Source organism: Pedobacter sp. GR22-6, assembly GCF_037402555.1.
Taxonomy (GTDB): domain Bacteria; phylum Bacteroidota; class Bacteroidia; order Sphingobacteriales; family Sphingobacteriaceae; genus Pedobacter.
This window is the reverse complement of the sequence record NZ_JBBEUC010000007.1, coordinates 225,506-248,151: the sequence shown is the minus strand read 5'-3', so window position 1 is coordinate 248,151 and position 22,646 is coordinate 225,506. Positions and strand designations below refer to the sequence as shown.

Genomic DNA, 22,646 nt, shown 5'->3' with positions numbered 1-22,646 from the left:
TCCAATCAGTACTTTCTATTTCTAACAACCTCTTTGGCAAGATCCACATCAGAACCTGGAGACCAGCCCGGCAAAGTTACCTGGCCAGCATTGAGCTGTGACTGAACAGCGGTGTTTTTCATATTTGCCGAAGCTGTTGCCGTACGGGTCGCCCAAGTTGATGACAGCGTTTTGTATTCCATCAGGAAGCGGTGGTACGCTAATATCCGCGATCCCCGGTCCATGTTTGCAGTTCTGGCCCCATCGATCCGCTCTTTCAGCATCTCAAGTTCGTTAACATACCAGGAATAACTGCCTTCTGCAATCACCCTTCCACGAACAGCAGCAGGCAAGGCTGACAGGATGTTCTGCGGGGAGTGCTCCAATACCGGGCGAAGTTCCTTGCTGTAGTACAATAGCCACAGCGGATCAGTTGCGCTCAGCGCAGCCAACTGGTTGTTGATCTCCATAAGCGAAGTATTTCGTAAAGTGTCGGATTCCAGCTTATAAGCAGTCGAAGCTGAGCTCATTGCTCCGGCCAGACCCAGGCGCTGAGTCTGCGGTCCCCAGGCACTGAGCGGCCTTCGATCTGTGTCGGGATAATTGGGGTGTAGGCCCCAGGTCAACCAATAATAGGGGTTAAGGCTAAGAAAGCCAGAAGTCGGCGTGAATTTTTTGCGATCCCATTGCTTGTGTACCATGCGTTCCTGCTGGTAGCGGATGCTTTCATCCACAATGGATTTCTGAGAAAAGGCTGGCCGGTTAAAGCCAACACAACATAAAAGAAGGAAAAGAAATGTTTTCATGATAAATTGTGAAATTAGAAATGAAAGAAAAAACTATTTGAGGTATTTCGCCTCCCGGATGATATCAGCCACATGCTGCCGGTCCTGGACGATAAAGTCCTGGAAGGGATTGACAGAACGGAAGATCCCGCGCTGCTTCGCCCAGAACATGGCTTTCCAGGCACCATAAACCAGTGAAGATATGATCTGCAATTCCTGCGTGATCTGCCGGATCAATTGATCGCGTCCATTGTAATCAATAAGGATATTACTACCTTCTTTGAGCACAAAGCCGGATACATCATTTACCAGCCGTAACGATCGTTCCTTCATCTGGCCTGCAAAATCCTCAGCAAAGAGCAAAAGGTAAGGTTCAGCCCTGGCCATTGCTGCCATTTGGTTAGCGTAATTCACCAGGTCTGCAATAATAACCCCTAAATTCCGAACCGCCAGGCCGTTCTTCAATGCGGAGTTCACATTGGATAAACCGTCATAGATGATCGTCTGTGCAGTCACCACCGAAGCAACATTCAGGTTGATGTTGTTTAGGTTTTGGTCGATCTTCTCCAGGTAACTGTTATGGCTCAGTTCAGCGGCTTGCCGGACGACTGCATTCTCATTTACCGTCTGGAAGTGTTTTTTGTCGTAGACCACGCGCTGTGCATCTGCCAGGTTCATCAGCCCAGCACTGAGCAGTAGGGTAAGCAATGCGGTATTTTGCATATAGAACGTTTAAAAATGAATAATTGTGATGCGAATTGCAGGAGCTCATTTAAGAAAGCTGGCGTTTCTCATGATGTCCTTAATGATCTCTTTGTCCTGGTCGATGTAATTTTGAAAAGGATTCAAGGACCGCGCCAGCCCCATGCCCTGGGCGTATTGCATGTTGCAAAGTAAGCTGAAAGACATGTCCTGCAAGTTGCTGAGTTCCACCAGCACGTGGTCAAACAGGATATTCCGGTCAGCAACTTTCATCTGGTTGACCGGACCAATGGAGGCACAGAGCCCGGACAGAAAATTAAACAGCGAGCGTCCTTTTTCAGCAAATTCCAGTTCTGCCTGGTAAGCGATGGAAAGAAATGTAGGGTTTTTCCGGGCTATAGCGTAAATCCCAGCCTGGTTCTGAATAATCCTGGACAGCATCGGGGAAGCCTGCATCCCCACATTGGCCACATCCAGGATTGTTCCCAGGGAATGGTAACGCTCCTGCAACTGCCGGTATTTAAACTTCAGTTTTGCCAACATCGTCTTATTTGCCTGCTCATTCCCCGTAGTCACCGCCTGGCGGTTGCGGGATTCATTTTGCAGCTCGTATTCAGATTTGGAGTCCGCCACCAGTTGATGCAGACCGGAAATGTTCAGGGATTTTGATTGGGAGAATCCATCCATGGACTTCATCCCAAACCACAGCACAGAGCCTATCACAATAATACGGTACTTTCTCATGGTGATCTCTTTAAATACTTCGCCTCCCGGATGACATCGTTAGCAATCCGCACATCCATATTGATCCAGTTGTCCCAGGGATTCAGCGATCGCCAGAGCCCCTGCATTTTCGCCCAATACATTGCCCGATGCATTCCATAGGCAATCCCGCGAAGGATTCGCAATTCCGAGGCGATGTGGTTCAGCAGTTTTGCCCGCTCAGCCGCATCCATCAGAACCGAACTACCGCCTTTCAAAACGAAGCCGCTTACTTCAATTGCCAGGGCGGTAGCCCGGGTCTTGAACTCACGGGCACCCTCTTCGGCAAAAAGTAAATACACTGGATTTGATCTTGCCATGACTACCGTCTGCTGCACATCATCCACAATATCCAGCCCGATGTCTGCGATCTCTTTAATCGTGGAAAGGCCATGCAAAATACCGGAGACCTCTGAAAGCCCCCGGTAAATCCTGTCCTGCAAATCATTCACGATCACCAGCTGGCCTGAAACCGCCAATTGCCCACGCTGGATCAGCGTCAGGTTGTTATTCGTTCGGTTCAGTTGATTGTCAATGGTTGCACTGTGCGCATACATCGCAGCCGAAGTTGCAGGATCCACATATAAGGTCTGTGCCTGCGAAAACAGACTCATAAACAACAAATGCCAGAAAAGCATAATTCTTTTATACATAGCTAAAGATTTAATTTAAAAAAATGGGTTCGTTCGTTTAACTTTAGCCAAACACTGAACCCATGCACAGAATTCTGCTACTCACCTTCCTCACCCTCAGCCTCAATGGCATCCATCAGATCAGCAAAGCCCAAAGTACCTCGAAGGAAACGCTGGCTAATGATACGACTATCTATGATGACAAGACGCCATCCAATGGGCATGATCTTCAGCTGCCTCAACCAATCCCTGGCTGGGAGGTTCAGTACAAGATCATGAACAAAGAGTTCGCTGCCTCAGCAGTATTCAAAAAGAACAAGATCCATACAAAAGTGGAGGTCGCCAGCCTCGTTGAAAAAGATGGCAGCGTCTCCGGATACACTGTTAAAGGAACCGGGCCGGAAACCATGAAAAACGAACTGGTCAGGATTTTAAAGCTGACAGTTAAATACGAGCCCGGAACACGCGACGGGGAGCCGGTCAGGTGCAGGGTTTACCAGCCATTCGAATTCAAGTATGAATAAACGGTTTTAACTGAATCCGGAACCTGAATTTACAGCGGAAACAAACCTGGACAAGGGCAGACCACTGTCCTTGAAATCCGAGACAAATGCATCCAGTCCTTTCGGATAATCTCCGAATTTGTTAACATACATTTCAATTGCTGATTTCTCCGGCTTCTCTGTTGTGTAGCACAAATACTGATAGATCGAAACTTCTACGCCATACACTTCTCCTACCGTACCTCTCCGGATATATACCTCCTTGAAGCGTCCCCGACCGGATTTGTTGTCCAGTTTATTGACTGTAAAGATCTTCCTGCGTTCAGTATCCGATATAGAGAGAAGCCTGGCAATCTCATCATAGTTGTCCTTGAAATTGCTTTGGTCCAAAAGACAGATCGTACCTGAATTTGAGACAATCGTATCCTTCACCACCGGGTTCCCTAGAATATCGGAAAGCTCCTGCGTGACCACGATGACCTCACCCCAAAATTTGCGAACTGTTTTGTACAAGTAGACGAGATATGAAGCCATCAGGGGAGACGCTATCGCTTTCCAGGCTTCTTCAACGACCAAGGTTTTTCTCCGGTCTTTACGGTGCCGCATCTTTTGGAGAAAAACATCCATAATCGTCAGCGTAACAATAGGAAACAGAATTTTTGACTCTTTGATGTTGTCGATTTCAAAAACGATGAAGGGAGCGGAGAACAAAGACTCATCCGCATTTTCATTCAGGATACTTTCATATTCGCCCCCTCTGTAAAACTTCTTGAGCCTGAACCGAAACTCCTCGAGGTCAAAATGGATCTGTTCTTCAGTCTTGATCTGCGGAATGCGGACTAAAGCAAACTCAAAGAAAGAGTTAAAACTCAATTCTGCAATTGAAAACTCATCAGACAAGTCCCTGAGGAAATAGACCGCATAATAAGCGGATACGACCTGGGCGATCACATCATATTCGATACCTGAGCAAACACCTTCAGCGCCTTTCCAAAGCAGACTTACCAGTGTGACCAGGAAGTCTTTCTTCTCAATGTTGAACTCTGCTTCTGACATCGCAAAGGGATTCATGGTAATCGGCTGCTGCTCGGTATAGGTAATGTACCTGCCGCCAAAATAGTCACATAATCCCGAGTAGGAGTTACCCGTATCCACAATCACCACATCCATGTTATACAGCATGTACTGCTCCAGAACCGAGTTCATGAAAAAAGATTTGCCCGTTCCTGAACCGCCCAGCACGAAGCGGGAGCGGTTACTCATCCTTCCTGTACTCATGGGCAGGTCTGAAAGATCAACGCCAATGGGAATTCCCTGACGGTCGGTAAACCTGATTAGAAAATCTGAGGGATCATCTACGGAGAATGATTCCTTGTATAGCAAACAAATCGCAGCATCACTACTGCTCAGGAACCAGTCGTAATCTTTAAGCTCCACACCATTTCCCGGCAGTGCCGTGCGGAACAGTTCCAGTTGGTTATAGGCATTTTTGCCCGGCGTGATCCCCAGTTGGAACAGCCCGCTTTCCACGATGTTACAGGCAGCCTGTAGTTTGGACTGTTCTGCACAAACCAGGATATTGAAATGCGCATTCACCAGCAGTAATCCATCCCTGGCCACATCGTCCAGCAGCAGGTCAATGTCCTGCACGCATAGGTTGTTCGCAGGATCGGGTATTCCGGAATGGCGCTTACGTTTCACGGTAAGCTTACGCAGGGTAGAAGGCTGATCCGGAACCTGGATCAGCTGGTTGTACACGATGCAGTTGAAATCCGGAACCTTAATCAAAAAGGCGAACAAGTCTATCGGGAATCCCCGTACCGTATCATTTTCTGAAAGCACGGTATGCGTTTCCAAAGCGGAAGGAAGTTCGATCTGATCGACATCGACCAGTGAAATGCTGCGGACCGCCTGCGAGCCCATATTCAGCTGGGTATCCTCGGGAGAGAAATTCTCCAGGCTCAAATGAGTGGAACTAAAGTTCATACTCAGCATCCGCATCAGCAGCTCGTTCATCTCAGAAGCTTTCAATAAAGCAGGTTGGCAAGCCGAACCATCCAGAACACCCAGCACTTTGCCGATAGACTGGCTGAAATCCCGCAACACTGCCGGGTTGAAGGCATTGCGTGATGATTTAAGGACCGGCCTGGTGATGGTCAGGTAAGTAACAATCTTCAAGGCGTCCCGGCCTTCAAAATGCCGGTTGTATTTTTCCTGCAGGTAATCGTTTGACGAGCTGCCAGTGTAAGGAGACCTGGAAATGATGTCCTGCTTTTGGATTAAATAACCACTCCCCAGAATGGCGATTACATTACTCAACATGCTATGAAACTCATGGTACGCCTCGGAAGAACCGCTGTACTGCAGAACGGGATTCGTCATCCTGATGATGACAGAAAACTCGCCATTCAGCCCGTAGAGTAAATCCATTTCCCCATACCGGTCAATACCAATGTAAGGTAATTTGAACACCTGATGCTTAGACATGGCAAACTGCTTTAAAGCCCGGAACGATACGGCTCTGGTGGATAAAAACCGATCCGGATGACCGGCGCTTATTGTGCAGACCCTGCTTCTGCATGGAGAGCGTGTACATCAATCCACCACCGATGCAGGCAGCAAGCAGCAAAACTCCCAGCAGCATACTGAAGATCGCCATCGTCAAGGCCCCAACCAAAAGTCCGGCCAGTACCGAGCTAATTCCCCAGTAAATGAACTTCCCCTGGAAGCCCCTGTATACAAGCGGCCGTTCCAGCCCCTTGTATACATTAAAGCTCCGCTGCATTTACAGACCGAAGAAGGCTTTCACGATCAGCGAGGACAGCACCAGGAAGAGGCAGGAACCTCCCCATCCCATGAGTTCCTTGTTGATGTCCTGGTCGCCGCTGTTCCATTTGGAATAGACCCGCAGGCCACCGACCAAGCCAACGATGCCCCCGATCACCAGGGTCGTGTTGGTCACCGGGCCAACATAAGTTTTAAGGGTAGTTGTTGCGGTATTTAAACCGTTGACGCCACTTTGTGCAAAAGCAGCCGTTTGGGTGATGGCAATTAACAGTGCCAGCACCAGCTTTTTTTTGTAAGACATGTAATGAATAATAGGTAACCAAAAGGCTGCTACAGCAGCCGGGTGCAAAGGCCAGACCTGGCGCTTTACAGACCAAAAAGGGCACGCAAAAACGGCCCCATCAGTATCATGAACAGTGCGGCGAGGAACCAGGCCGAAACATCAGCCGTAAATTTATTCTTACCCATCTGCATATTGTAGTAGATCCGTAGGGCACCGCAGATCCCAAAGATTGCAGCCAGTATAAAGGTCGCATCAGATGCCGAGAAGAAAGAGCGTTTCAAGTCAGAATTGACCTGCTGGAACTCGGAGATCCCAGGCTGGGCATAAATTTGATTTACCATTCCCAGCAAAATCACGACCGCCCAAAATAGTAAGATATTTTTTTGCATCAGTAGCCTAAAATTGAATATTGAAAAATTTAATACCACCGGATGTTACTGGGATTTGAGCAATGAGAAGATTTGTAATCTATTCGTTCTCTTGCGAACTAACCCCTTTTAGAATATTCTCGATTGCTGCAGGCATTGATTTTTTGCTGGTATTTCGCACAATATCAGAAAACAGAGCTTTGCCTCGCTCCGTTGTAGCGTGGTCTTTAAGGTATTTAGCATAATCCTCGTAGTTGGTAATATTGCCTACTAATTCATTGAGTACAGCAACAATTTCTTTATCGCTGAAGATGGGCTCTCTATCTACCTCCAAGTACAGCATTTGCATCTGCAAATGATGAATTCCATCATCAACAAAGGGGACAGAGATCACTAACTCCTTAAGTGGACTGAAATCTAGATCGAATTTGTTCTTATAGACAAAGTGAGCAAGGGAGTCCGCATATGGAGGCAAGAGCTCGAGTTTAAAAAATCTCATGATGTATTCTATACTCGAAGGGCTTCCTTTTGTTAGCCTAAAGGTCTCAAGCAAATACTTAAATATTTCAGGCCGGCTTTCAGTTGGCGCTGTCATGAAAAGGTCCGACTTTCCAGGCTCCAAAATGAAAATATGCCTATTGATGTTTTCTAATTGCTCTAATCCCCATGGATCAATACCGCTAACCTTAATTGTCATCAATATTCCTCTAAATTTGCTAACAAAACGGTCCGTTCCCTCATGATAGACTTCTAGACTTGAACCTGCTCTCCCTAAAAGTTGTTTTACAAAACTAACCTGGTCTTTTAATTTGTCAAGGAGCTCCATCCAGTGATCAAAGTTCTGGTCTAACCAAACAGGTGTTTCTCCATCAAAGAAGACTTGGTCTATCGTAAACGCGTTATATAGTATATCGAATTGATCCGTCCTTAAGTCCTCAAGTATCCGTTTGTCCCAGGGTCTGTTTTTTAAGAAAATTGGGAAAAATCCAGAAGCCTCTCTTGTGTCGTCATCATCTGCAGCGCTGAGATATTGATGGTAAAGTTCAAAATCGGACTCTTTGAATTTGTCATCTGCTTTGGGACTGAAATATTTCAAATGAGCCTTTATACCCGATTTTATAGATATTAACCCTTTGCTCACGAATAATTTGTTGAAAATAATAAGGCGCTCAAAATACTTTGTTGAGGGAATTAGTGTGCTAATTTGACCATCAATAGTTGCTTCAAGACGAATAAAATAGCTGAAGTCAGACTCAGGTTCTGCAAGTAAAAAGCCCATTATTTGATTCATCGTTTCAGAAACATCAGTATTGTACAATTCATCACCAAGCGCACCTTGAAGTCTAAATAAGAGGTGGTTTAATGCTCTATCTTTTGAGAATCCACTTTTAGATAACATTATCTCTATCTTCGTTGAATCACCTTCGGCGATTACATCAGCCAACTCGTCCGGCAAGGTTTCGTAGTTGTTAGAATTCATTAGAATTTTTTGGAGATCAATCACCGCCAGGTTCCTAGTACTGACATATGTCATGTTCAGAAACGATTCGAAACTTTCTGCCGCAATAGTTTGTCTATCCTGCGTTTTGCGCATCTTATGATAAATGTTAACACTGTTATCTAAAAAAGCTTTTGGATCATCACATATTTTTCTGTATTCGTTAGGCCATTGTTCTCTTATTATCAATAGCTTACAAATTGCGGCTTCATTAGGTATACAAAAATCAGCTCCATGTTTTAAGTTCATCATCTTGAGTTCTATACTTAAGTTGTTGAAAAACTGGATGATCCTTCTCGGGTTTTTTGCATATTCCCGAGCAATTATGTTAACTGTGTCCTTTTTCAAATTCAAAGTATATTTTTCATTGATCTGATTAGCAAAGTCAAAAATCTCTGTGTTCCTGAAATTTTTCATGCGTACAACGACATTGAAATATTTCCTTAGAAATTCTTCCGCTTGATCCCCTGAAATTTCCCCTTCTGATTTAAATAGGTGTCTTTTTAGCGCTTCATCATCTACTGGAAGCAGAAATATTACAGAATAGTTAGATTCAATGAAATTTTTAGTATTTGTAAGGAGTTCATAAGCAGATTCTTTGGAGCAGCGATCAATATTATCCAGGACAATCACGATCTTATCAAATTTCGGTGCATTAACCGTTGTTAAACAGCATCCTGATTTGACGATTTTAGACGACAAAGCAGATTTTATCAAATTATTAAAACATCGTTCAAAAAGCTCAGGTGCTGAAATTATTGGATGTTGAACGGATTTTTTCAATTCTATAAATGTTTTAGATAACACTGCAGTCGTGTAGCTCAAAAAGCTGGCGATAGCTGCCCATGTCCACTTTTCTAAAGTTTGGGACGGTTGTCCAAAGAAATTATAAATAATAGCTATGAATACAGCCAGAACAAGTATTATAAAAGGTATATTGAATTTGAATTTTATATCAACCTCTTCGCTGTTGCTAGCATAGAAGTTATTCATTTCAGTTGTTTCTTTCAATTGAAGGGACTCCATAAGCGTTAACAGAAAAGTTCTACGAAAGGAATCATTAGCGTATTTCCAGGCATCGTAGATTACAAAACCAACTTTGTTATCGATTGAAATTTGACTATTCTTTTTTTTAGGATTTTTATCTTCGGAAATATTTGAAAGATCAACACCGATTTCATTTTTAAGCGTTCTGATTATTGATGATTTTCCAGAGCCCCATGGTCCAAAAAGTCCTATGGTTAGAGGTTCGTTTTTTGGGGAAGTAAGAATTAACTTTTTCAGCGTGGCTGCGTAAACTTTGGTGTCCAATAAATCCTCTTTACTTAGGTCTATCTCCTTATCAATTATCAAACTCATATTGGCGTTATTTATTTAGATTGGACAAAGTTAATTAATCCTTCACCAATTAGAGGGGATCAATCATGGGCAAATCTTTAAAAACTTACCGGACGAGTATATTCCAAAGCCTTCGCCCGGGACAATTCGAACACCTCTTTCAATGAAACACCCCCCAAACCCACAGCAGCAGCAGCTGAGACTAAATCCGATTTGACAAGCTTATTAAAGCCGACATCGGTAAGGCTGACTTTTTCAGGTCTTTCCAAGCCCTCAATCACCAGCGTTTTTGAAGCAGTGCCCAAAGTCTGAGCTTCACCCATCAGGTCAATTCCGATCATCACTGAATAATAAAGTAGATAAATGCCACACAGGGCGGCTGTAAAAGTCAAAAAGCTCATAATTCTAAATTTTCAATATAATTTTTTATCAATGTTTTTAGTTCAGGATGGGCATCAAAAAGATACTTCACCGCAAAGGCAGCGATCCGCGTATGTTCTACACCAGTAGCCATTTTGAAATGCCCCAGCATTTTTGCCGTTTTCGCATCGAAGCGGGCATGCACCATTGTTTTATGTGAGGAAGTATCATAGTCCAGAATTTTTTGCAGAATCTCCGGAGCAGCATGTTTACTGAGATCAGGACCTGGACCGGACTTTTTCCTGGTACTTTTTCCAGATGCAGCTGGTTTCACAATAGCCGGCTCAGCAACACTTGCCCTGAGCTTATCCGCCAGGGATTTCATTTCAGTCATGTTCATCCTCCAGCTCTTCTTCAGTCAATCCGTCCAAAAGAAACGCCAGGCTGTTGTTGTAAAACTCAGTAAACACCCCGTTCACCAGATCGAGGATTTCCTCCGGTGTCCGGAAGGTAGTTACCCGCTGAAAATGTACCCTATCAGGTAAAGCCGAGATGACCGTACCAAAATGACTGAGCTGCGCATCGATCTCCATCTTCGTTTCATAACGCACATTCGCTTTAATCCGGTTCGGAATAAACGTAATCTCTACCTCAGGATTGATGTTTCTTAAAACTAATGAAAACAGCACTGTTGAATCGTAACTGAGCTCATCGTAACAAAAGGGGCAAAGCACCAGGTCAGCAGAGCGAAAGACCAGGATCAGTCCATCATCGTCAAGCTTACCCGGAAGATCTACCAGTACAACATCTTTGGGATTTTCACTTAATACCCTTTCCATTGCCGGGTATTGCTCGAGACTCGCGGCCATCACCTGGTAAGCTTCTTCATTCTCCAGCAGTTTCGCCTTCTGGAATTTTTGGGAGATAGACTGTTGGTAATCCATATCAATGACAGTAACTTTGGATTGCCTGACCCTAGTCAGGTAGTTGGCCAGCAGTAGGGTCAGCGTGCTTTTTCCAGCGCCACCCTTTTGGTTGCCGATAATAATGACCATAAAAAAATTGTATAATAAGTAAACAATGAACAATTATAATTCAGCGGGTATTGGTACGCGCCTGTCTCTTGCGCTGACGATTCCGCCCGTGTGTCGCCTCATCGTCTATGTCATCGGAAATTGAAATGTCAATTGGCGTGGAAAACCCAGGATGATGATCAGCAAAAGCATCCGGCTTCCATTCAATGGAGATATGAGATGCAGCACCAGTATCATTTTCAGGAATCGGACTATTCTGAGCTCCGGCAGCCGCAAACCTTTCCGGGATCGCATCCGATCCCAGAGGCAACTGATCCGGATTCACCTGCGTTCTAAAAGCTAACAGTTCCTTGAGGTCCATCACCTGTTTACCTTTGAAGACCTGCTTTTGCTCATGGTCAATGATCGTATAACCGTAGGCCGGCTTTCCCTGCTTCCCATGAAAGATCAGTTCCCATCCAAAGGATGCCTTCAGGTAAACCGAGAGGTCTGAATGATAATCCGAACTTGTTTTCTTTAGCCCTCCGGGCAACGAAACCAAATCCGGGACCAAAGTCGTATCATACAAACATGCATAACGGTGAAAGACAGCGCTCATCTGCTTTTGGCGCAACTCAGGAAAAACATACGACTTCATTTGATCAGCAACTAAAGCTGCATCAAACTCATGAACCACTTTAGCCGATCGGACCAATTGGAATTTGCCTGTAGACTCCCGGACCGCATAACCCTTAGCTTCAAGCAAAAGCATGAACTGGGCTTTAGTGCTAAAATTATAACTCAAAGCAACAGCAAGGTCAGCTTTCGCCTGCTCTGCCTCATCCAATTTCAACACTCGGTACAAAGCAGTCATTGCTCGAAGCTTTTCGTAAGCACTACTGATCTTTTTACCCTGTTTATCGACGCGGGTTGAAACCACATGTACGTGGTTATTGTGGGTATCTTTATGAAAAATGATCAGGTATGGCTGATCGCCATAGCCCATCTCCTTAAGCCATTGCTCAGCAATCTCAGTCAATTGCTCGCCTGAGTGTGAACGCCCTTTAGTCGAGATCGCCACATGAAGCTGCGGTAGTTTCACCCGAGTGTTCTGCGCCGAAACTGCCTTCAGGTAATTGATGTAGTCTTTAGGCCTTAAGCCATTCATGGCTTGAAGCGGCCCGAATCCCGAGACCTTCATGAGCTCACCCTTATTCCTGTCTATCTTCCGGGTATTGTAGCTGACACCTTTGAAGGAAGCCGATTTAGAAAGAAACTTTACAATCATGATGAACTAATGAAAGGATGAACAATTGAGCTGGATAGCGGAAGATCAATAGGAACCAATGATCGACAGAGCTAGTTCACCAGATATTAACAATCTTATGAACATACCAACAATTGATCAGATGAACCAGGCATCCCAGTAACAAGCTACACAGTTCGCTTAGCGCAAATGAATCCGATAACTGATGAACCATTGAACTGCATGAAGAATGAACAAATTCACCTGATCAATGCGCGCATGATCTTGCGTAAGGTCAGTTCCAGCAATTGCTGATTGGAAAGGTATTTCTCAAAAAGTAAATTGAACTGTTCCAACACCTGCACTGAAAGCATGCCTCGGTTTTGTAGAACATTTGCGTACCGGGCAAGCTGGTTAATATTGCTTCCGCTTTTGCCAAGCTCTCCGCCAACGCTATCCAGCGCTGCAATTAACTCCTTTGCATTCAACAGCTGGCTCGAAGCTGATCCAAGCACCCGCATTCGTACGATATCGGTCTTTTTTATGTCCAGCGTTTTTTCCATATCCTGGATCAGTTGGTATTCTTCTTCAGTAAAGCGGACATCAATCTTTCGAGTCCGCTTACCAGACTCCAACACCGGCCTTCCCGCCAATTTCCGGCCACTAGGCTTTCTTTCTTTCTGCTTCATAAAAGACATCGAGTTGCGAGATGGCTTAACTCCTGAATCTGCCGAAGGCGATGAAGGCAAGAAACTTTTTGGTCGAAGATGTTCCGAAGGAATATTGTCGGACAAAAAGACTTCTTGCAGGGATTAAATCAAAGAAGTGTCAAGGTTATTCAATTTAGACTTAGCGAATTTTCAATCGCAAGTTGATTACCGATCCGTTTGGTCACCTGAATGGTTCCATATCATTTCCTCCGTGTAAAACTGTACATTCGGTATTTAGCATTTAAAAACATGGGATCGCGTAAGGCCACAGCAAAAACCAGTGATAGCACTGAGATTCAAGGTGAGGGAAACATCATCCTCGACAACGTTTTTAGAAAAATTCGAAAAGAATTTTCTGATATTAAGATCAATAAGACATCGGAAGAACATCAGTTAGACCGAGGAGTGGACTTCCAAATTGAACTGGTCAATAAAGCTGGTGACCAGACTATTGATATGTTTAAGCTTCAAGTGAAAGCTACCGACGAGGGCGTCGTCCCCTTGAAGATAACTGAAAACAAAGGTTACATTTCGTTTCAGTTGAGCCATAGGCATATACGATACTATCAAGACGAAATACCATGGCCGTTGCTTTTTGTCCTTGTCGACATCAAATCTGAACTGGTTTATTGGTATGCGATCCAATTGGATGATTCCCTTGAAGACAGAATGATTGAGTCTGAAGCCGACAATCATGATAGCCTGCAAGTTTACATTGACTCAGATAATATACTGGGACCTGAAACTTTCATGAAGTTCGTCCGTGATGCTGTGACATCAAAAAATATGCAATATCATAGAACCATAGAAACCGTTTCAAAGACATTGACTGGGGTAGAAGAGTTTGAAGTTGATAAAAATCTTCCTCTTTTAGATCAGTTATATAGCCTCATGGACTATCTGTATGAAGAACTGCAATATATTCCTATTCAACTATTGACTCAGCATTATCCTTTTAAAACGTCGGAGAATTATAGGCCCTATTACCACCAATTTAAATTGTATGTAGACAATGAACAGCTGATTAATATGTTCAGCTCATTCAAAATTAAAGAAGACGGAACAATACAATTTACAGATCCTTCTTTCATAAATGGGGTTGTCGATTACGAGCGAAAGGCGGAGGAAATATTAAAACAACTCAGTCAAAATCATATTTACTATTTAATCTCCAACAAAACTAGGAAACAGGTTACAATAAGTCTTTTCGCTCAATCAACATGTGATTGTGTAGTCTGCAAGTACCACCGGCTGGACATACTGGGAGCAATCCAAGCTGCAGAGTGTACCGATGCAATAAGCTTACCAGAACAGATGAAATTGGCCTATATGCATTATGAATTAGGCAACTTTTTAAAGGCCGCGGAGGGCTTTCAGAGAATATCGATACTGGCCAGTAAACAAAAGAAAAAGACTTTACGCCTAATCGCTCAGTTTAACTTACTAAGGCTAGGGAGATTTATAAAAAACACCTATTTTAATCAAGATAACGTTCAACTGGCTACTAAGCTTTTGAGTATTAATTTAGATAAAGAAGTTTACACGGCTCCTAAAAGAAGCCATCACAGCAACTTATTCAGCTATATTAAGGAAACTAGGTTTTATACTGACGGTGTATTTGAAATACAAGAAGGAACAAATAAGCTCAGGGCCGATTACCAGGCTTTTCTCAGGGGAAGTAATTTTGTGACCCACAACTATGACCAAGTATTAAACAGTTACGCCCAATTAAGTTCATTCATTAGCAAAAACTTTATCATTTACGACCGCAATGTTGAATACAGCCTTTTATCTCAGTCCTTTACAGAGAGTATTTTTGCTGCTCTTGCCCTTCAGAAAACAAATAGTCATGTCATTAACAAACTAAATAGTTACCATCTGAATATGTTGCTTTTTGATGGAAATCACAAGAGTACCTGGCAGTATTTCGATAAGTATTATTTAAAGTCAGTCCGCCTTGATGACGATCACAAGCTTTCAATATTAGTTTTGAACTTATTGAAAAATCATCATTTGGTAAAGTCCGCTTATCAAACCTATTCACCAGAGGAGGGAATAACTTGGAGAAATCGTTATGATGACCTATTCTGCAATAGCCTTTGCCTGGCCGCAATCATTGAGATGGATAACCAAGAAGTTGATCAGGTAAGCAGGGCGATCATAGCCTGTTATGGCGCTGCCGACTTACCTTCGCTAGATGCCTACGAGCAGGTAAATGCTTTTTTCTCAAGAAAAAGAAAGCAGATTAACACTGATCTCTTGAAGGAATTGATCACCTTCTTTATTTCCTTCAATGATTTTCATTTACAGTCAAGGCTTCGGGGTCTTGCAGATGAATTGAAATCTCGTAAGCACAATCTTATATTGTCCAGTGAGGAAGAAGATAGAATGATAAACTATGCCGTTGGTCGAGATGAGCAACGTGATTTCAGTACGCTCGCTGCTTTTTATGAGATCTCAGATGGTACTTTTAAAGCGAAAATCAGCGAAAGTATTGGAGAGGCACTAAAGATTGATTTTGATGCCTACGATTTTTACTATTCTGCAATTACCGGAATGCTGCCGTTTAAAAAATCTGAGTTTATGGAACAGTTTCTTGTAAAGAGTTATCCAGACACTTCGAAGTTTAATTTTAGAAATGATTTTTACGGGCCTCAGGTTAACGAATTTTCTTTATTGGATGGCCTAATGAATCTATGCTTTAAATATAATTTATCGGTTGAAGACCTTAGTAGCCGAAATTATCATGGTTTCGGCGAATATTATGACTGGTTGATAAATATTTCAGCATTTGACTACAGCAAGTTTAATCCTGCATGGGTCGGAATTTATCCAACTAAATATTATTTCAAAGAATTCAGAAAGCATCCGACTCTTCGCTCAAATCTGGAAGACTACTTAAGGTTGAATCGTGATCCTCGTGTAGAGAGGTTATATTTTGATATTTATAATCCTCCGCATAAAAATGATTAGCCAAGACATCCTGCTGCAATTACCTTGCAATTGAAGTGTGCAATTTCGCTTCTTTCAGTTCCGCCATTGTTTTCTCGTTGTAATCGTTATAACCTGTATAGACAGCAGATTTATCTACAGAATAGGGCAAAGCCTTCTTCCACACAACCGTTGCAGATATACCAGCTTTATCGTGATCCATGTACAGATCAATATCGGAAAAGCCGGAGGCTTTCTTAATTCCAGATTCCAAAAGCGCCAGCGAATTGAGCACCAGCACACTTTTATCTGAAAGCCGGTTATCATTTACCCAGCTCAGGTAATTCATATAGCCCTCGAAGACCACAAGCTGCTTGGGATCACGAGGGATAAAAGTCAGCCCTTTCTTCCCCAGGCATCCTTTAAAATACTTGTTGCGCACTTCCCATCCGCCAAGTTCATTCTGCCATCCGGAAGCGAAGTAATCTTTTCGGAGACCTTTATCATCCTTCACGTAATAATACACTTCGGAAATCCTGCCTTCCGCCGCCTTCAGTACACCCCGTGTGCTGAGGTAACTGTTGATCGCCGGGTTAGCGCCGTACGGCCTGACCTCTTCGACTTTATAATTTGGGATCAGGATAGCAGGCCGGATGCGTTTGCGTCCTTCAGGGCGTACGTTTCCTGCGTCAATATTCAGGTTGCAGACTTCGGTGATTTTGTCCAGTGCCTCCGTAAACCTAAGTCCTTTCCAATACAACATCGCAAAGTCAATGATATTGCCCCCTTGCCCGGTGCCGTAATCCCGCCAAAAGCCTTTGGCATCATTCACCGAAAAGGAAGCATCCTTGTCAGAATCGCGCAAGGGGCTGATGTACTTTGTTTCCCTGGAGGGTTTACTGGCAGGCTGAAAACCCAGCCGGCTTAAAAAATCGATCATGGAGACCGTATCCTTGATCTCCCGTGCTCTTTTAGCAATTAAATCCATAAGTCTTTGATTCTTTTTTTGACAGCGGAAGCTGAAAGCGATCGCTGCTATTTTATTTAAATTATTTAACTATTATATTGATCGAAATGTCGGACAGCCAACAGGGTCCAATGGCATAAAATCCCCGATACCGAAGCCGAACCACCAGACAGCAAATGAGCTGATGCCCGATTGTGTAACCAGCAGTCGAACCACCGGACAATAAGATCAAACCATCGGACAGCAATGAGCCTATGAAATAAACAAAATCACTGATTAAGCCGAATTACCGGACAGCGGAGTGGAAATACCGGACAGCAGAATCGAACTACCGGACGGCAAGAAGAGCGATAAAATTGCCGGACCTGATCATCGACAAGGCATCTTTGGTACTCACGTTTAGATTCAGCGCCAGGTAATAAGCCTGCGATAGTACCTGAGCCTTGGCTTCAGGATCCGCTGAACTGCTGACCAGCCAAAGCTGGAAAGGATCCTCATCGAATGCTGATCCGGGAATGTGCTTGCCCTTACTATACAACGAATCAAACAAGGCCTTCAGATTGGTCAACAGCCTGTGATAAAAAAGATGTTCTACCTGCAGGACTCTGCCGGGAACGGCAGGTTTGAAAACCAGCTTGACAGCGTATGCGGGTTGACTGACAAAAGAAAAATCAAGGCCGAATCCACCGGAACCTACGATGATAGCCAGCATCCGGGCGAGGTTTTGTTTCTTATGGGCAGGGCGAAGGTCATTAATGTCCGCGAAACGGCATAACCGGTCCAATGGAACCACAGTTTCAAATGTACCCGAAGAAGCCAGTACATGCGCCAGTTTGGATAGGTACATGACCAGTTTTTTTCGGCTATCCCCACCACGACCTTTGCCAACAATCCTATAGCATTCTGCATTCAACGTATAATAGCGGCTTAAAAAGCCATTCATCAGTTCATCAGATACCCGGATATCATAGATCTTCTGCTCATTTGAACTGCGTACAAAGTTCAGCTTTAAATCCTTTAGAATAGGAAAACTGTGAAGCTGAACAACAGCATCTTTCATTTTGTAGCTATAGGATGAACTGAATATCAAGTTTCGCTCCAGCATCGTGTACAAAGCGAAATCCAATACCGTCTGGAAAGCAAATCCTTGGATAACAGGAGGCAGAGATTTGCCGGAAACAAAGTCAGGGTGTATCAAAGCCAGTTCCTGCCGCCGCCGGCCTGTGTGTTTACAGAAATCCTGGATAGTGAAACGGGTATACCCGAAAAGGTCGGTTTTTAGACGTTTCGAAATAAACACGATAAAGTCCTGAACGATCCCAGCCTGAGCGCCGAAAGAACGCTGAATGTCCTGGATATTGTCAGCAACCGCGCGGTCAATCCGACTTAGTAATGAGTTGTCCATAATGAATATGTTTGATCAATTCCAGTGAAGCATTTAGGCTAGCCACCTGTATGCGGTCTAGCCTCCAGCTGGCATTTAAATCGCCATCCTTGTACGGTGTAATCAATCCTTCATCAAGCCAGCCCAAAACTGTCCTTTTGCCGTACAGGCGGAATGCTTCTGATTGTTTTATATAAGGCCGTATTTTGCCGCAGGCGCATAGCGTCTTCAAAGCGCCGAGTCTGGCCGATTGCTGCAGTAGCAATTCCAGTATATGCAAGCTGATTTCCATGATAAAAAAATTAGTGAATACGAAGTCGTGTTGAGTTCCCGCCTCTTCGACTTCTCCATCCAAGGATGAGAAGCCTAGCCTGAGATGGAATGAGCTTAAACACAAAGAGGGAGACAGCTAAACTGCCTCCCCCTTTGCTTCTTTCGGATCTACCTGCGTCAGGGATTTACCTCCCCGGCCAAAACTAGCTGCCTACGGTTCAATGCTTGGTTCCAGGTGATCATAAAAAAACCTGTGAGCAAACAAATTCACATAATTTACCCACTCCTCGCGGGTAAATGCTTCGATCCAATAGAAATCAGTACTTCGCAGACGACTACGCCTATCTATCTGCCACTGGCAGATAACTAGCCCGGTTACTGGCCCGGGCTACTGCCTCAAGCTTTAACCGGTCAATAAATTTTTTTGAGCTGGAATTTTGTTTCTTTACCGGATGGATCAGACCTTCCAGAATCCAGCGATCCACATTAGACCGGCCATAGATTCCGTAAGCCTGAGCTTTGGTAAGCGTATCAGGTAGCACATGTGTCGCCTGCAAGGCTTCATCCGTTCCTTTACTCACTGCATCCAGCATTATAAAACTCAATTCCTTTAGTCTCATGCTGCAAATCAACCGGAATTTAAGTAGGCAAAATAGTGTACAGGGGTGGAAATCAAATTCCACCCCGCCTTGAATAGGTCTAGAGCGCGTTTTTAAACGAAAATAAATTTATTTTTTTACCTCATTGCCCGGTTATGTTCTTTTACATGAAAGTTTACTTCTAACCATTCCATGCTGCTTTTAAAAAACCGGTACAATCTCAGGGCATCAGGCAGGCGGACAGAAGTCGATTTATCCTGTAAACTTTTTGCCGAGATGAAGTTTGCATTCTTAGTATAGAAGTTTGAAGAGAAAAATTTAAACAAATCAGCCATTTTAGCTTGCTGGACAATATCTTTCTCAACAAGCAGTCGGATAAATAAGCCAAGCTGAGGAACTGAGGTGTTCAATAATATCCTCAGCAAATGATCCGGCTCAAACCTGTCTTTTAGTTCATGCCTTTTAATTTCCATCAACGCATTTGTATGCTCATATTTCTCATTTAAATAATTTAGAAAATCTAAGCTGATCGCGGGGCCTTGGTTTGTGAACTTTAAATCAGTGAATTCCCTGGCCCGGAACAGTTCATCTTTTTCCAGTACGATTAATTCAAGTTGCTTATGAAGACCCCCAAGCATTAGTAATCTGGCATGAAAGCGTTCTGTGATGTATTTGTAAAAAGCGGGTGTATTGAAATTGTGTCTGATGAGTTCCATAATCAAAGCGCTCGTTGAAACTTTCTGGGTGGTTAAAAGTGTATTTGCAATACATAGCACGTAATGGTGATTCTCGGGAGAATATTTTTTAGTAAACAAAAGCTGTAATATATCCTTAGACATCAAATGAATTAAGTCAGGATCTACCAGGTGCATGCCCAAAAAGTGCTTTAAAGTATACACTTTACTTTTGGCTGCCGGGATTACCAGCCGAAGCTGGCTGCTGGAATATTTGACCTGATTATTGAAGTAGGGGGAATAATTTGTCGCCAAGTAATTCAACAAGTGATCCAACTGACTTTGAGAATAGGCATACATAGCTTTAATTTCCCTGAAATCGGTATGGCCCGACCAAAGTGGCCGTTCCGTAAAAAGGTAATCGTTGATTTTGTCGTTTTGAGCCACGAGCAGTTCCTGCAGGTTTCTCATGGATTTTGTTTTAGCTTCATCAGCATCCTCTCCTAAGAACCTGGTGTCCAGCCGGAATTTGAGTTCCTCTGTGAAATTTCTGACTGAGGCTTTCCATATCTTGAAATCAGCCATGTTTAGGCTTCTTTCCATGAGCTTTGAGGGAGCGATGGAAAAAGCTACGAAGTGTTGTAAGTTTTTTGAATAGTTATGCATTTAGGAATAATTTTTAGATTACATTAATTTCAGGCAATAGTTTGCCCCTCCACCAGTTTGCGAAACAGGTAGATGAGTTATTTTGGGGAATGAATGATTTTTAGCTTGGCCTCTGGTATGACTTTAGGTGAATAAAGACGCTGACGACAAACTTATTCTTGGAGACAGGGCCATAATTGATCATTGCTGATTCTCCATAGATGTAATTCAGCCTGTGTTCTATATTAACCAGGCCAGAATGATTTCCGGAATCATTACGTCCTTCATGAATTGTATTCTCCGTTATGATTAAGAATGCATCATTATATTTTTTAACAGAGATCCTTGCAGGGCTTTCCGGATTATAGATGTCACCATGTTTAAATACATTTTCAGTTAAGGTAAGCAGCAGCAGCGGGATTGTCAAAACCTCCATCGCGGCATCGTTGTACTCGAAGCGGATGTAGATCCTGTGATCTTTAATGATCCGCCAAAGTTGTATCAATGAGGATACTTGTTGAAGTTCCTCTTTTAATGGGACAACAATCGAAGTGTATTCAGCACTGCCTGCAAACCGTGTGATCTTAGACAATAAATGTATCAGGTCAGCAACTGCCGGAGATAACTTCCTAGTGTGACTGTGCAGGAAATTCAGTGCACTATTCAGAAAATGCGGACTAATTTGAGCTTGAAGGAACGCGTTTTTAGCATTTGATAGCTCGACAGCAGTTTGCTGTTCCCGGAGTTCTGACTTTAGTGCGTTTCGTTCCAACTTACTATTTTCATACTGCGCTTTAACAAATGCGTTTAGGAAATAGAAGCCGAAAGACAGCCCGATATAGAAACTCGATCTCCACAGTGACCCGGTAACGAAGGTTTTATCGAAGTTAACTGTTACCAGTCCATCGGCAATCTGCTTTGACAATAACATATTCTTTAACGCATATGCTATTATCAAATAACCGCAGATTAGAAGTATCATCAAAACCGGTAGACGCCAAAAGGCATGTCTTCGCTGTTGGAAGACTATCGGTAATATGACCAGCGCATTGAAATAAAACAGGCCGATGTTCAGTCCGTAGAATGCAATGTAATTTATTGGCGGTCCAAATTCGCCTGAGGCGTATCCGGCAGCGAATACTTCATTCAGGATAAAGCAAGACCAAACCAAAAAATGCACTTTATATCTTTGGAAAAAGCGGTCAAGTTCATCTCTAAAAGAATTTATCGGTTTCGTGTAAGTGAAAGGGTTGGTCATGTAATTTTTAATTGCTAAGCGTCAAAAGCAGGTATTTTTAATCATGAAAAAAAATAAGAGCCTTCTTTTGACATCCAAAACTGTATACGTTTTTAAGTCAAATCATCAGAAAATGATAAACCTATCTGATCCGACTTTGGGGACCTTGACCGTCGTCAAGACAGGAACAAGATTAGACAAATTTGAAACTCAAAAGTTGATCATGCCGAATTAATCCGGCTTGATCTGAGGGTAGAGGCATTTAAATAATTGATAAATTTTTCATTGTAGTTGGTACTCATGGAAACCTTGTGCCCCAGCAGATAAATTGTGTTCCCGTCAATCTTCTTTATATGCCTTTCATTAATAATGTAAGACTTCTGTATCCTGTAAAAACGTTGATCTCTTTCAAGCAGGGCCTCCATTTCCAGCATCGTCATATAAGTGGACAGCCTCAAATCTTCGAGAAAGACATCGACATAATTGCCGGCACCTTGGATGTAGATGATGTCCTTCTTGAGGACTCTGGTTAGCTTGTTGCGCTCCCCTGTGCGCAGGAACAAAGCTTCTGCATCCTGATAGGGTTCAATCATCCAGTCAGGGGTATGTGCGATCACATCGGTTACAACATCCACGAATTCACCTAGGCCTATGGGCTTAAGTAAATAATGACGTGCTCTGACCCGGAACGCATCTACCGCATAACCTGAATGGGCAGTAGTAAAAATAATCTGAAAACTTCTATCCTTAAGTTTCTGGGCCAGCTGCAAACCTGAATAATGCGGCATATCAATGTCCAGGAATATCAATACACTTGTCTGCATCACAGATAATTCACTGGCAGCTTCAATCGAGTTCGTGTAAGTTTTTAAGAGCTGTAGCTTAGGTAAGTGCTTGATGTAATCTTCAAGCGTATCAATGGCAAAGCGGTCGTCATCTATAATGACGCAGTTGATTTTTTTATTCATAA

Annotated in this window: 23 protein-coding genes; 2 read left to right on the top strand and 21 right to left on the bottom strand. The window is 43.3% G+C overall.

Going from position 1 to position 22,646, the window contains the following annotated elements:
* Positions 1 to 5 precede the first annotated feature (5 nt).
* The 4 genes from WAE59_RS24970 to WAE59_RS24955 are packed head-to-tail and all read right to left on the bottom strand — an operon-like array spanning position 6 to position 2,881.
* On the bottom strand, positions 6 to 785 hold the full coding sequence (locus WAE59_RS24970; protein WP_337858739.1) for a hypothetical protein: 780 nt from the start codon (positions 783 to 785) through the stop codon (positions 6 to 8).
* A 33-nt stretch (positions 786 to 818) separates the two neighbouring features.
* Complete coding sequence (locus WAE59_RS24965) at positions 819 to 1,487, bottom strand: hypothetical protein (protein ID WP_337858738.1); 669 nt, start codon at positions 1,485 to 1,487, stop codon at positions 819 to 821.
* Between the two features lie 45 nt (positions 1,488 to 1,532).
* Entirely contained in the window at positions 1,533 to 2,210 is a 678-nt protein-coding gene (locus tag WAE59_RS24960) for a hypothetical protein (RefSeq protein WP_337858737.1), read from the bottom strand.
* Complete coding sequence (locus tag WAE59_RS24955; protein ID WP_337858736.1) at positions 2,207 to 2,881, bottom strand: hypothetical protein; 675 nt, start codon at positions 2,879 to 2,881, stop codon at positions 2,207 to 2,209. Before WAE59_RS24955 ends, WAE59_RS24960 begins: the two co-directional genes overlap by 4 nt.
* 62 nt (positions 2,882 to 2,943) lie before the next feature.
* Here WAE59_RS24955 and WAE59_RS24950 point away from each other — a divergent pair, with 62 nt between their 5' ends.
* Entirely contained in the window at positions 2,944 to 3,384 is a 441-nt protein-coding gene (locus tag WAE59_RS24950; protein WP_337858735.1) for an energy transducer TonB, read from the top strand.
* Between the two features lie 6 nt (positions 3,385 to 3,390).
* Here WAE59_RS24950 and WAE59_RS24945 read toward each other — a convergent pair whose 3' ends face one another.
* The 10 genes from WAE59_RS24945 to WAE59_RS24900 form a co-directional block, all read right to left on the bottom strand.
* Positions 3,391 to 5,850, bottom strand: coding sequence for a TraG family conjugative transposon ATPase (locus WAE59_RS24945; protein WP_337858734.1), 2,460 nt, complete (start codon positions 5,848 to 5,850; stop codon positions 3,391 to 3,393).
* A complete protein-coding gene (locus WAE59_RS24940) occupies positions 5,843 to 6,148 on the bottom strand; it encodes a plasmid transfer protein (RefSeq protein WP_337858733.1) in 306 nt (101 codons plus the stop codon). The genes WAE59_RS24945 and WAE59_RS24940 overlap by 8 nt, the downstream gene beginning before the upstream one ends.
* Positions 6,149 to 6,451 (bottom strand): DUF4134 domain-containing protein, encoded by a 303-nt coding sequence (locus tag WAE59_RS24935; RefSeq protein ID WP_337858732.1) that lies wholly within the window; start codon positions 6,449 to 6,451, stop codon positions 6,149 to 6,151.
* A 65-nt stretch (positions 6,452 to 6,516) separates the two neighbouring features.
* Positions 6,517 to 6,822: a DUF4134 family protein gene (locus tag WAE59_RS24930; RefSeq protein WP_337858731.1), complete on the bottom strand. Its 306-nt coding sequence runs from the start codon at positions 6,820 to 6,822 to the stop codon at positions 6,517 to 6,519.
* A gap of 79 nt (positions 6,823 to 6,901) precedes the next feature.
* Positions 6,902 to 9,658 carry a P-loop NTPase fold protein gene (locus WAE59_RS24925; protein WP_337858730.1) on the bottom strand — a complete coding sequence of 919 codons (2,757 nt, stop codon included), beginning with the start codon at positions 9,656 to 9,658 and terminating at the stop codon, positions 6,902 to 6,904.
* A 77-nt stretch (positions 9,659 to 9,735) separates the two neighbouring features.
* Complete coding sequence (locus WAE59_RS24920) at positions 9,736 to 10,038, bottom strand: hypothetical protein (RefSeq protein WP_337858729.1); 303 nt, start codon at positions 10,036 to 10,038, stop codon at positions 9,736 to 9,738.
* A complete protein-coding gene (locus tag WAE59_RS24915; RefSeq protein ID WP_337858728.1) occupies positions 10,035 to 10,391 on the bottom strand; it encodes a hypothetical protein in 357 nt (118 codons plus the stop codon). Before WAE59_RS24915 ends, WAE59_RS24920 begins: the two co-directional genes overlap by 4 nt.
* Positions 10,384 to 11,052, bottom strand: coding sequence for a ParA family protein (locus tag WAE59_RS24910; protein WP_337858727.1), 669 nt, complete (start codon positions 11,050 to 11,052; stop codon positions 10,384 to 10,386). The genes WAE59_RS24915 and WAE59_RS24910 overlap by 8 nt, the downstream gene beginning before the upstream one ends.
* Positions 11,053 to 11,092: 40 nt before the next feature.
* Positions 11,093 to 12,298 carry a relaxase/mobilization nuclease domain-containing protein gene (locus WAE59_RS24905; RefSeq protein WP_337858726.1) on the bottom strand — a complete coding sequence of 402 codons (1,206 nt, stop codon included), beginning with the start codon at positions 12,296 to 12,298 and terminating at the stop codon, positions 11,093 to 11,095.
* Positions 12,299 to 12,516: 218 nt separating this feature from the next.
* Positions 12,517 to 12,945, bottom strand: coding sequence for a plasmid mobilization protein (locus WAE59_RS24900; protein WP_337858725.1), 429 nt, complete (start codon positions 12,943 to 12,945; stop codon positions 12,517 to 12,519).
* Between the two features lie 270 nt (positions 12,946 to 13,215).
* Between WAE59_RS24900 and WAE59_RS24895 the strand changes: the two genes are divergently transcribed.
* Positions 13,216 to 15,939, top strand: coding sequence for a DUF4365 domain-containing protein (locus WAE59_RS24895; RefSeq protein WP_337858724.1), 2,724 nt, complete (start codon positions 13,216 to 13,218; stop codon positions 15,937 to 15,939).
* Positions 15,940 to 15,958: 19 nt separating this feature from the next.
* On the opposite strand, the gene WAE59_RS24890 is transcribed toward WAE59_RS24895, so the two are convergent.
* The 7 genes from WAE59_RS24890 to WAE59_RS24860 all read right to left on the bottom strand — a co-directional run bounded on the left by WAE59_RS24890 (position 15,959) and on the right by WAE59_RS24860 (position 22,644).
* The gene (locus WAE59_RS24890; RefSeq protein ID WP_337858723.1) at positions 15,959 to 16,885 is read right to left on the bottom strand and encodes a CHC2 zinc finger domain-containing protein; all 927 of its coding nucleotides are present in this window, start codon (positions 16,883 to 16,885) and stop codon (positions 15,959 to 15,961) included.
* A 307-nt stretch (positions 16,886 to 17,192) separates the two neighbouring features.
* Complete coding sequence (locus tag WAE59_RS24885) at positions 17,193 to 18,269, bottom strand: hypothetical protein (RefSeq protein ID WP_337858722.1); 1,077 nt, start codon at positions 18,267 to 18,269, stop codon at positions 17,193 to 17,195.
* Positions 18,241 to 18,540: a hypothetical protein gene (locus tag WAE59_RS24880; RefSeq protein ID WP_337858721.1), complete on the bottom strand. Its 300-nt coding sequence runs from the start codon at positions 18,538 to 18,540 to the stop codon at positions 18,241 to 18,243. The genes WAE59_RS24885 and WAE59_RS24880 overlap by 29 nt, the downstream gene beginning before the upstream one ends.
* A gap of 322 nt (positions 18,541 to 18,862) precedes the next feature.
* The gene (locus WAE59_RS24875) at positions 18,863 to 19,141 is read right to left on the bottom strand and encodes a hypothetical protein (protein WP_337858720.1); all 279 of its coding nucleotides are present in this window, start codon (positions 19,139 to 19,141) and stop codon (positions 18,863 to 18,865) included.
* A 116-nt stretch (positions 19,142 to 19,257) separates the two neighbouring features.
* On the bottom strand, positions 19,258 to 20,397 hold the full coding sequence (locus WAE59_RS24870) for a hypothetical protein (protein WP_337858719.1): 1,140 nt from the start codon (positions 20,395 to 20,397) through the stop codon (positions 19,258 to 19,260).
* A gap of 163 nt (positions 20,398 to 20,560) precedes the next feature.
* Positions 20,561 to 21,697 carry a histidine kinase gene (locus tag WAE59_RS24865; protein ID WP_337858718.1) on the bottom strand — a complete coding sequence of 379 codons (1,137 nt, stop codon included), beginning with the start codon at positions 21,695 to 21,697 and terminating at the stop codon, positions 20,561 to 20,563.
* A 200-nt stretch (positions 21,698 to 21,897) separates the two neighbouring features.
* A complete protein-coding gene (locus WAE59_RS24860) occupies positions 21,898 to 22,644 on the bottom strand; it encodes a LytR/AlgR family response regulator transcription factor (protein WP_337858717.1) in 747 nt (248 codons plus the stop codon).
* Positions 22,645 to 22,646: the final 2 nt, after the last annotated feature.

What these genes read in the sequence shown, in the direction of transcription:
- WAE59_RS24970 (WP_337858739.1), bottom strand. Translation starts at nt 785, where the DNA reads ATGAAAACATTTCTTTTCCTTCTTTTATGTTGTGTTGGCTTTAACCGG.
- WAE59_RS24965 (WP_337858738.1), bottom strand. Translation starts at nt 1,487, where the DNA reads ATGCAAAATACCGCATTGCTTACCCTACTGCTCAGTGCTGGGCTGATG.
- WAE59_RS24960 (WP_337858737.1), bottom strand. Translation starts at nt 2,210, where the DNA reads ATGAGAAAGTACCGTATTATTGTGATAGGCTCTGTGCTGTGGTTTGGG.
- WAE59_RS24955 (WP_337858736.1), bottom strand. Translation starts at nt 2,881, where the DNA reads ATGTATAAAAGAATTATGCTTTTCTGGCATTTGTTGTTTATGAGTCTG.
- WAE59_RS24950 (WP_337858735.1), top strand. Translation starts at nt 2,944, where the DNA reads ATGCACAGAATTCTGCTACTCACCTTCCTCACCCTCAGCCTCAATGGC.
- WAE59_RS24945 (WP_337858734.1), bottom strand. Translation starts at nt 5,850, where the DNA reads ATGTCTAAGCATCAGGTGTTCAAATTACCTTACATTGGTATTGACCGG.
- WAE59_RS24940 (WP_337858733.1), bottom strand. Translation starts at nt 6,148, where the DNA reads ATGCAGCGGAGCTTTAATGTATACAAGGGGCTGGAACGGCCGCTTGTA.
- WAE59_RS24935 (WP_337858732.1), bottom strand. Translation starts at nt 6,451, where the DNA reads ATGTCTTACAAAAAAAAGCTGGTGCTGGCACTGTTAATTGCCATCACC.
- WAE59_RS24930 (WP_337858731.1), bottom strand. Translation starts at nt 6,822, where the DNA reads ATGCAAAAAAATATCTTACTATTTTGGGCGGTCGTGATTTTGCTGGGA.
- WAE59_RS24925 (WP_337858730.1), bottom strand. Translation starts at nt 9,658, where the DNA reads ATGAGTTTGATAATTGATAAGGAGATAGACCTAAGTAAAGAGGATTTA.
- WAE59_RS24920 (WP_337858729.1), bottom strand. Translation starts at nt 10,038, where the DNA reads ATGAGCTTTTTGACTTTTACAGCCGCCCTGTGTGGCATTTATCTACTT.
- WAE59_RS24915 (WP_337858728.1), bottom strand. Translation starts at nt 10,391, where the DNA reads ATGACTGAAATGAAATCCCTGGCGGATAAGCTCAGGGCAAGTGTTGCT.
- WAE59_RS24910 (WP_337858727.1), bottom strand. Translation starts at nt 11,052, where the DNA reads ATGGTCATTATTATCGGCAACCAAAAGGGTGGCGCTGGAAAAAGCACG.
- WAE59_RS24905 (WP_337858726.1), bottom strand. Translation starts at nt 12,298, where the DNA reads ATGATTGTAAAGTTTCTTTCTAAATCGGCTTCCTTCAAAGGTGTCAGC.
- WAE59_RS24900 (WP_337858725.1), bottom strand. Translation starts at nt 12,945, where the DNA reads ATGAAGCAGAAAGAAAGAAAGCCTAGTGGCCGGAAATTGGCGGGAAGG.
- WAE59_RS24895 (WP_337858724.1), top strand. Translation starts at nt 13,216, where the DNA reads ATGGGATCGCGTAAGGCCACAGCAAAAACCAGTGATAGCACTGAGATT.
- WAE59_RS24890 (WP_337858723.1), bottom strand. Translation starts at nt 16,885, where the DNA reads ATGGATTTAATTGCTAAAAGAGCACGGGAGATCAAGGATACGGTCTCC.
- WAE59_RS24885 (WP_337858722.1), bottom strand. Translation starts at nt 18,269, where the DNA reads ATGGACAACTCATTACTAAGTCGGATTGACCGCGCGGTTGCTGACAAT.
- WAE59_RS24880 (WP_337858721.1), bottom strand. Translation starts at nt 18,540, where the DNA reads ATGGAAATCAGCTTGCATATACTGGAATTGCTACTGCAGCAATCGGCC.
- WAE59_RS24875 (WP_337858720.1), bottom strand. Translation starts at nt 19,141, where the DNA reads ATGAGACTAAAGGAATTGAGTTTTATAATGCTGGATGCAGTGAGTAAA.
- WAE59_RS24870 (WP_337858719.1), bottom strand. Translation starts at nt 20,397, where the DNA reads ATGGAAAGAAGCCTAAACATGGCTGATTTCAAGATATGGAAAGCCTCA.
- WAE59_RS24865 (WP_337858718.1), bottom strand. Translation starts at nt 21,697, where the DNA reads ATGACCAACCCTTTCACTTACACGAAACCGATAAATTCTTTTAGAGAT.
- WAE59_RS24860 (WP_337858717.1), bottom strand. Translation starts at nt 22,644, where the DNA reads ATGAATAAAAAAATCAACTGCGTCATTATAGATGACGACCGCTTTGCC.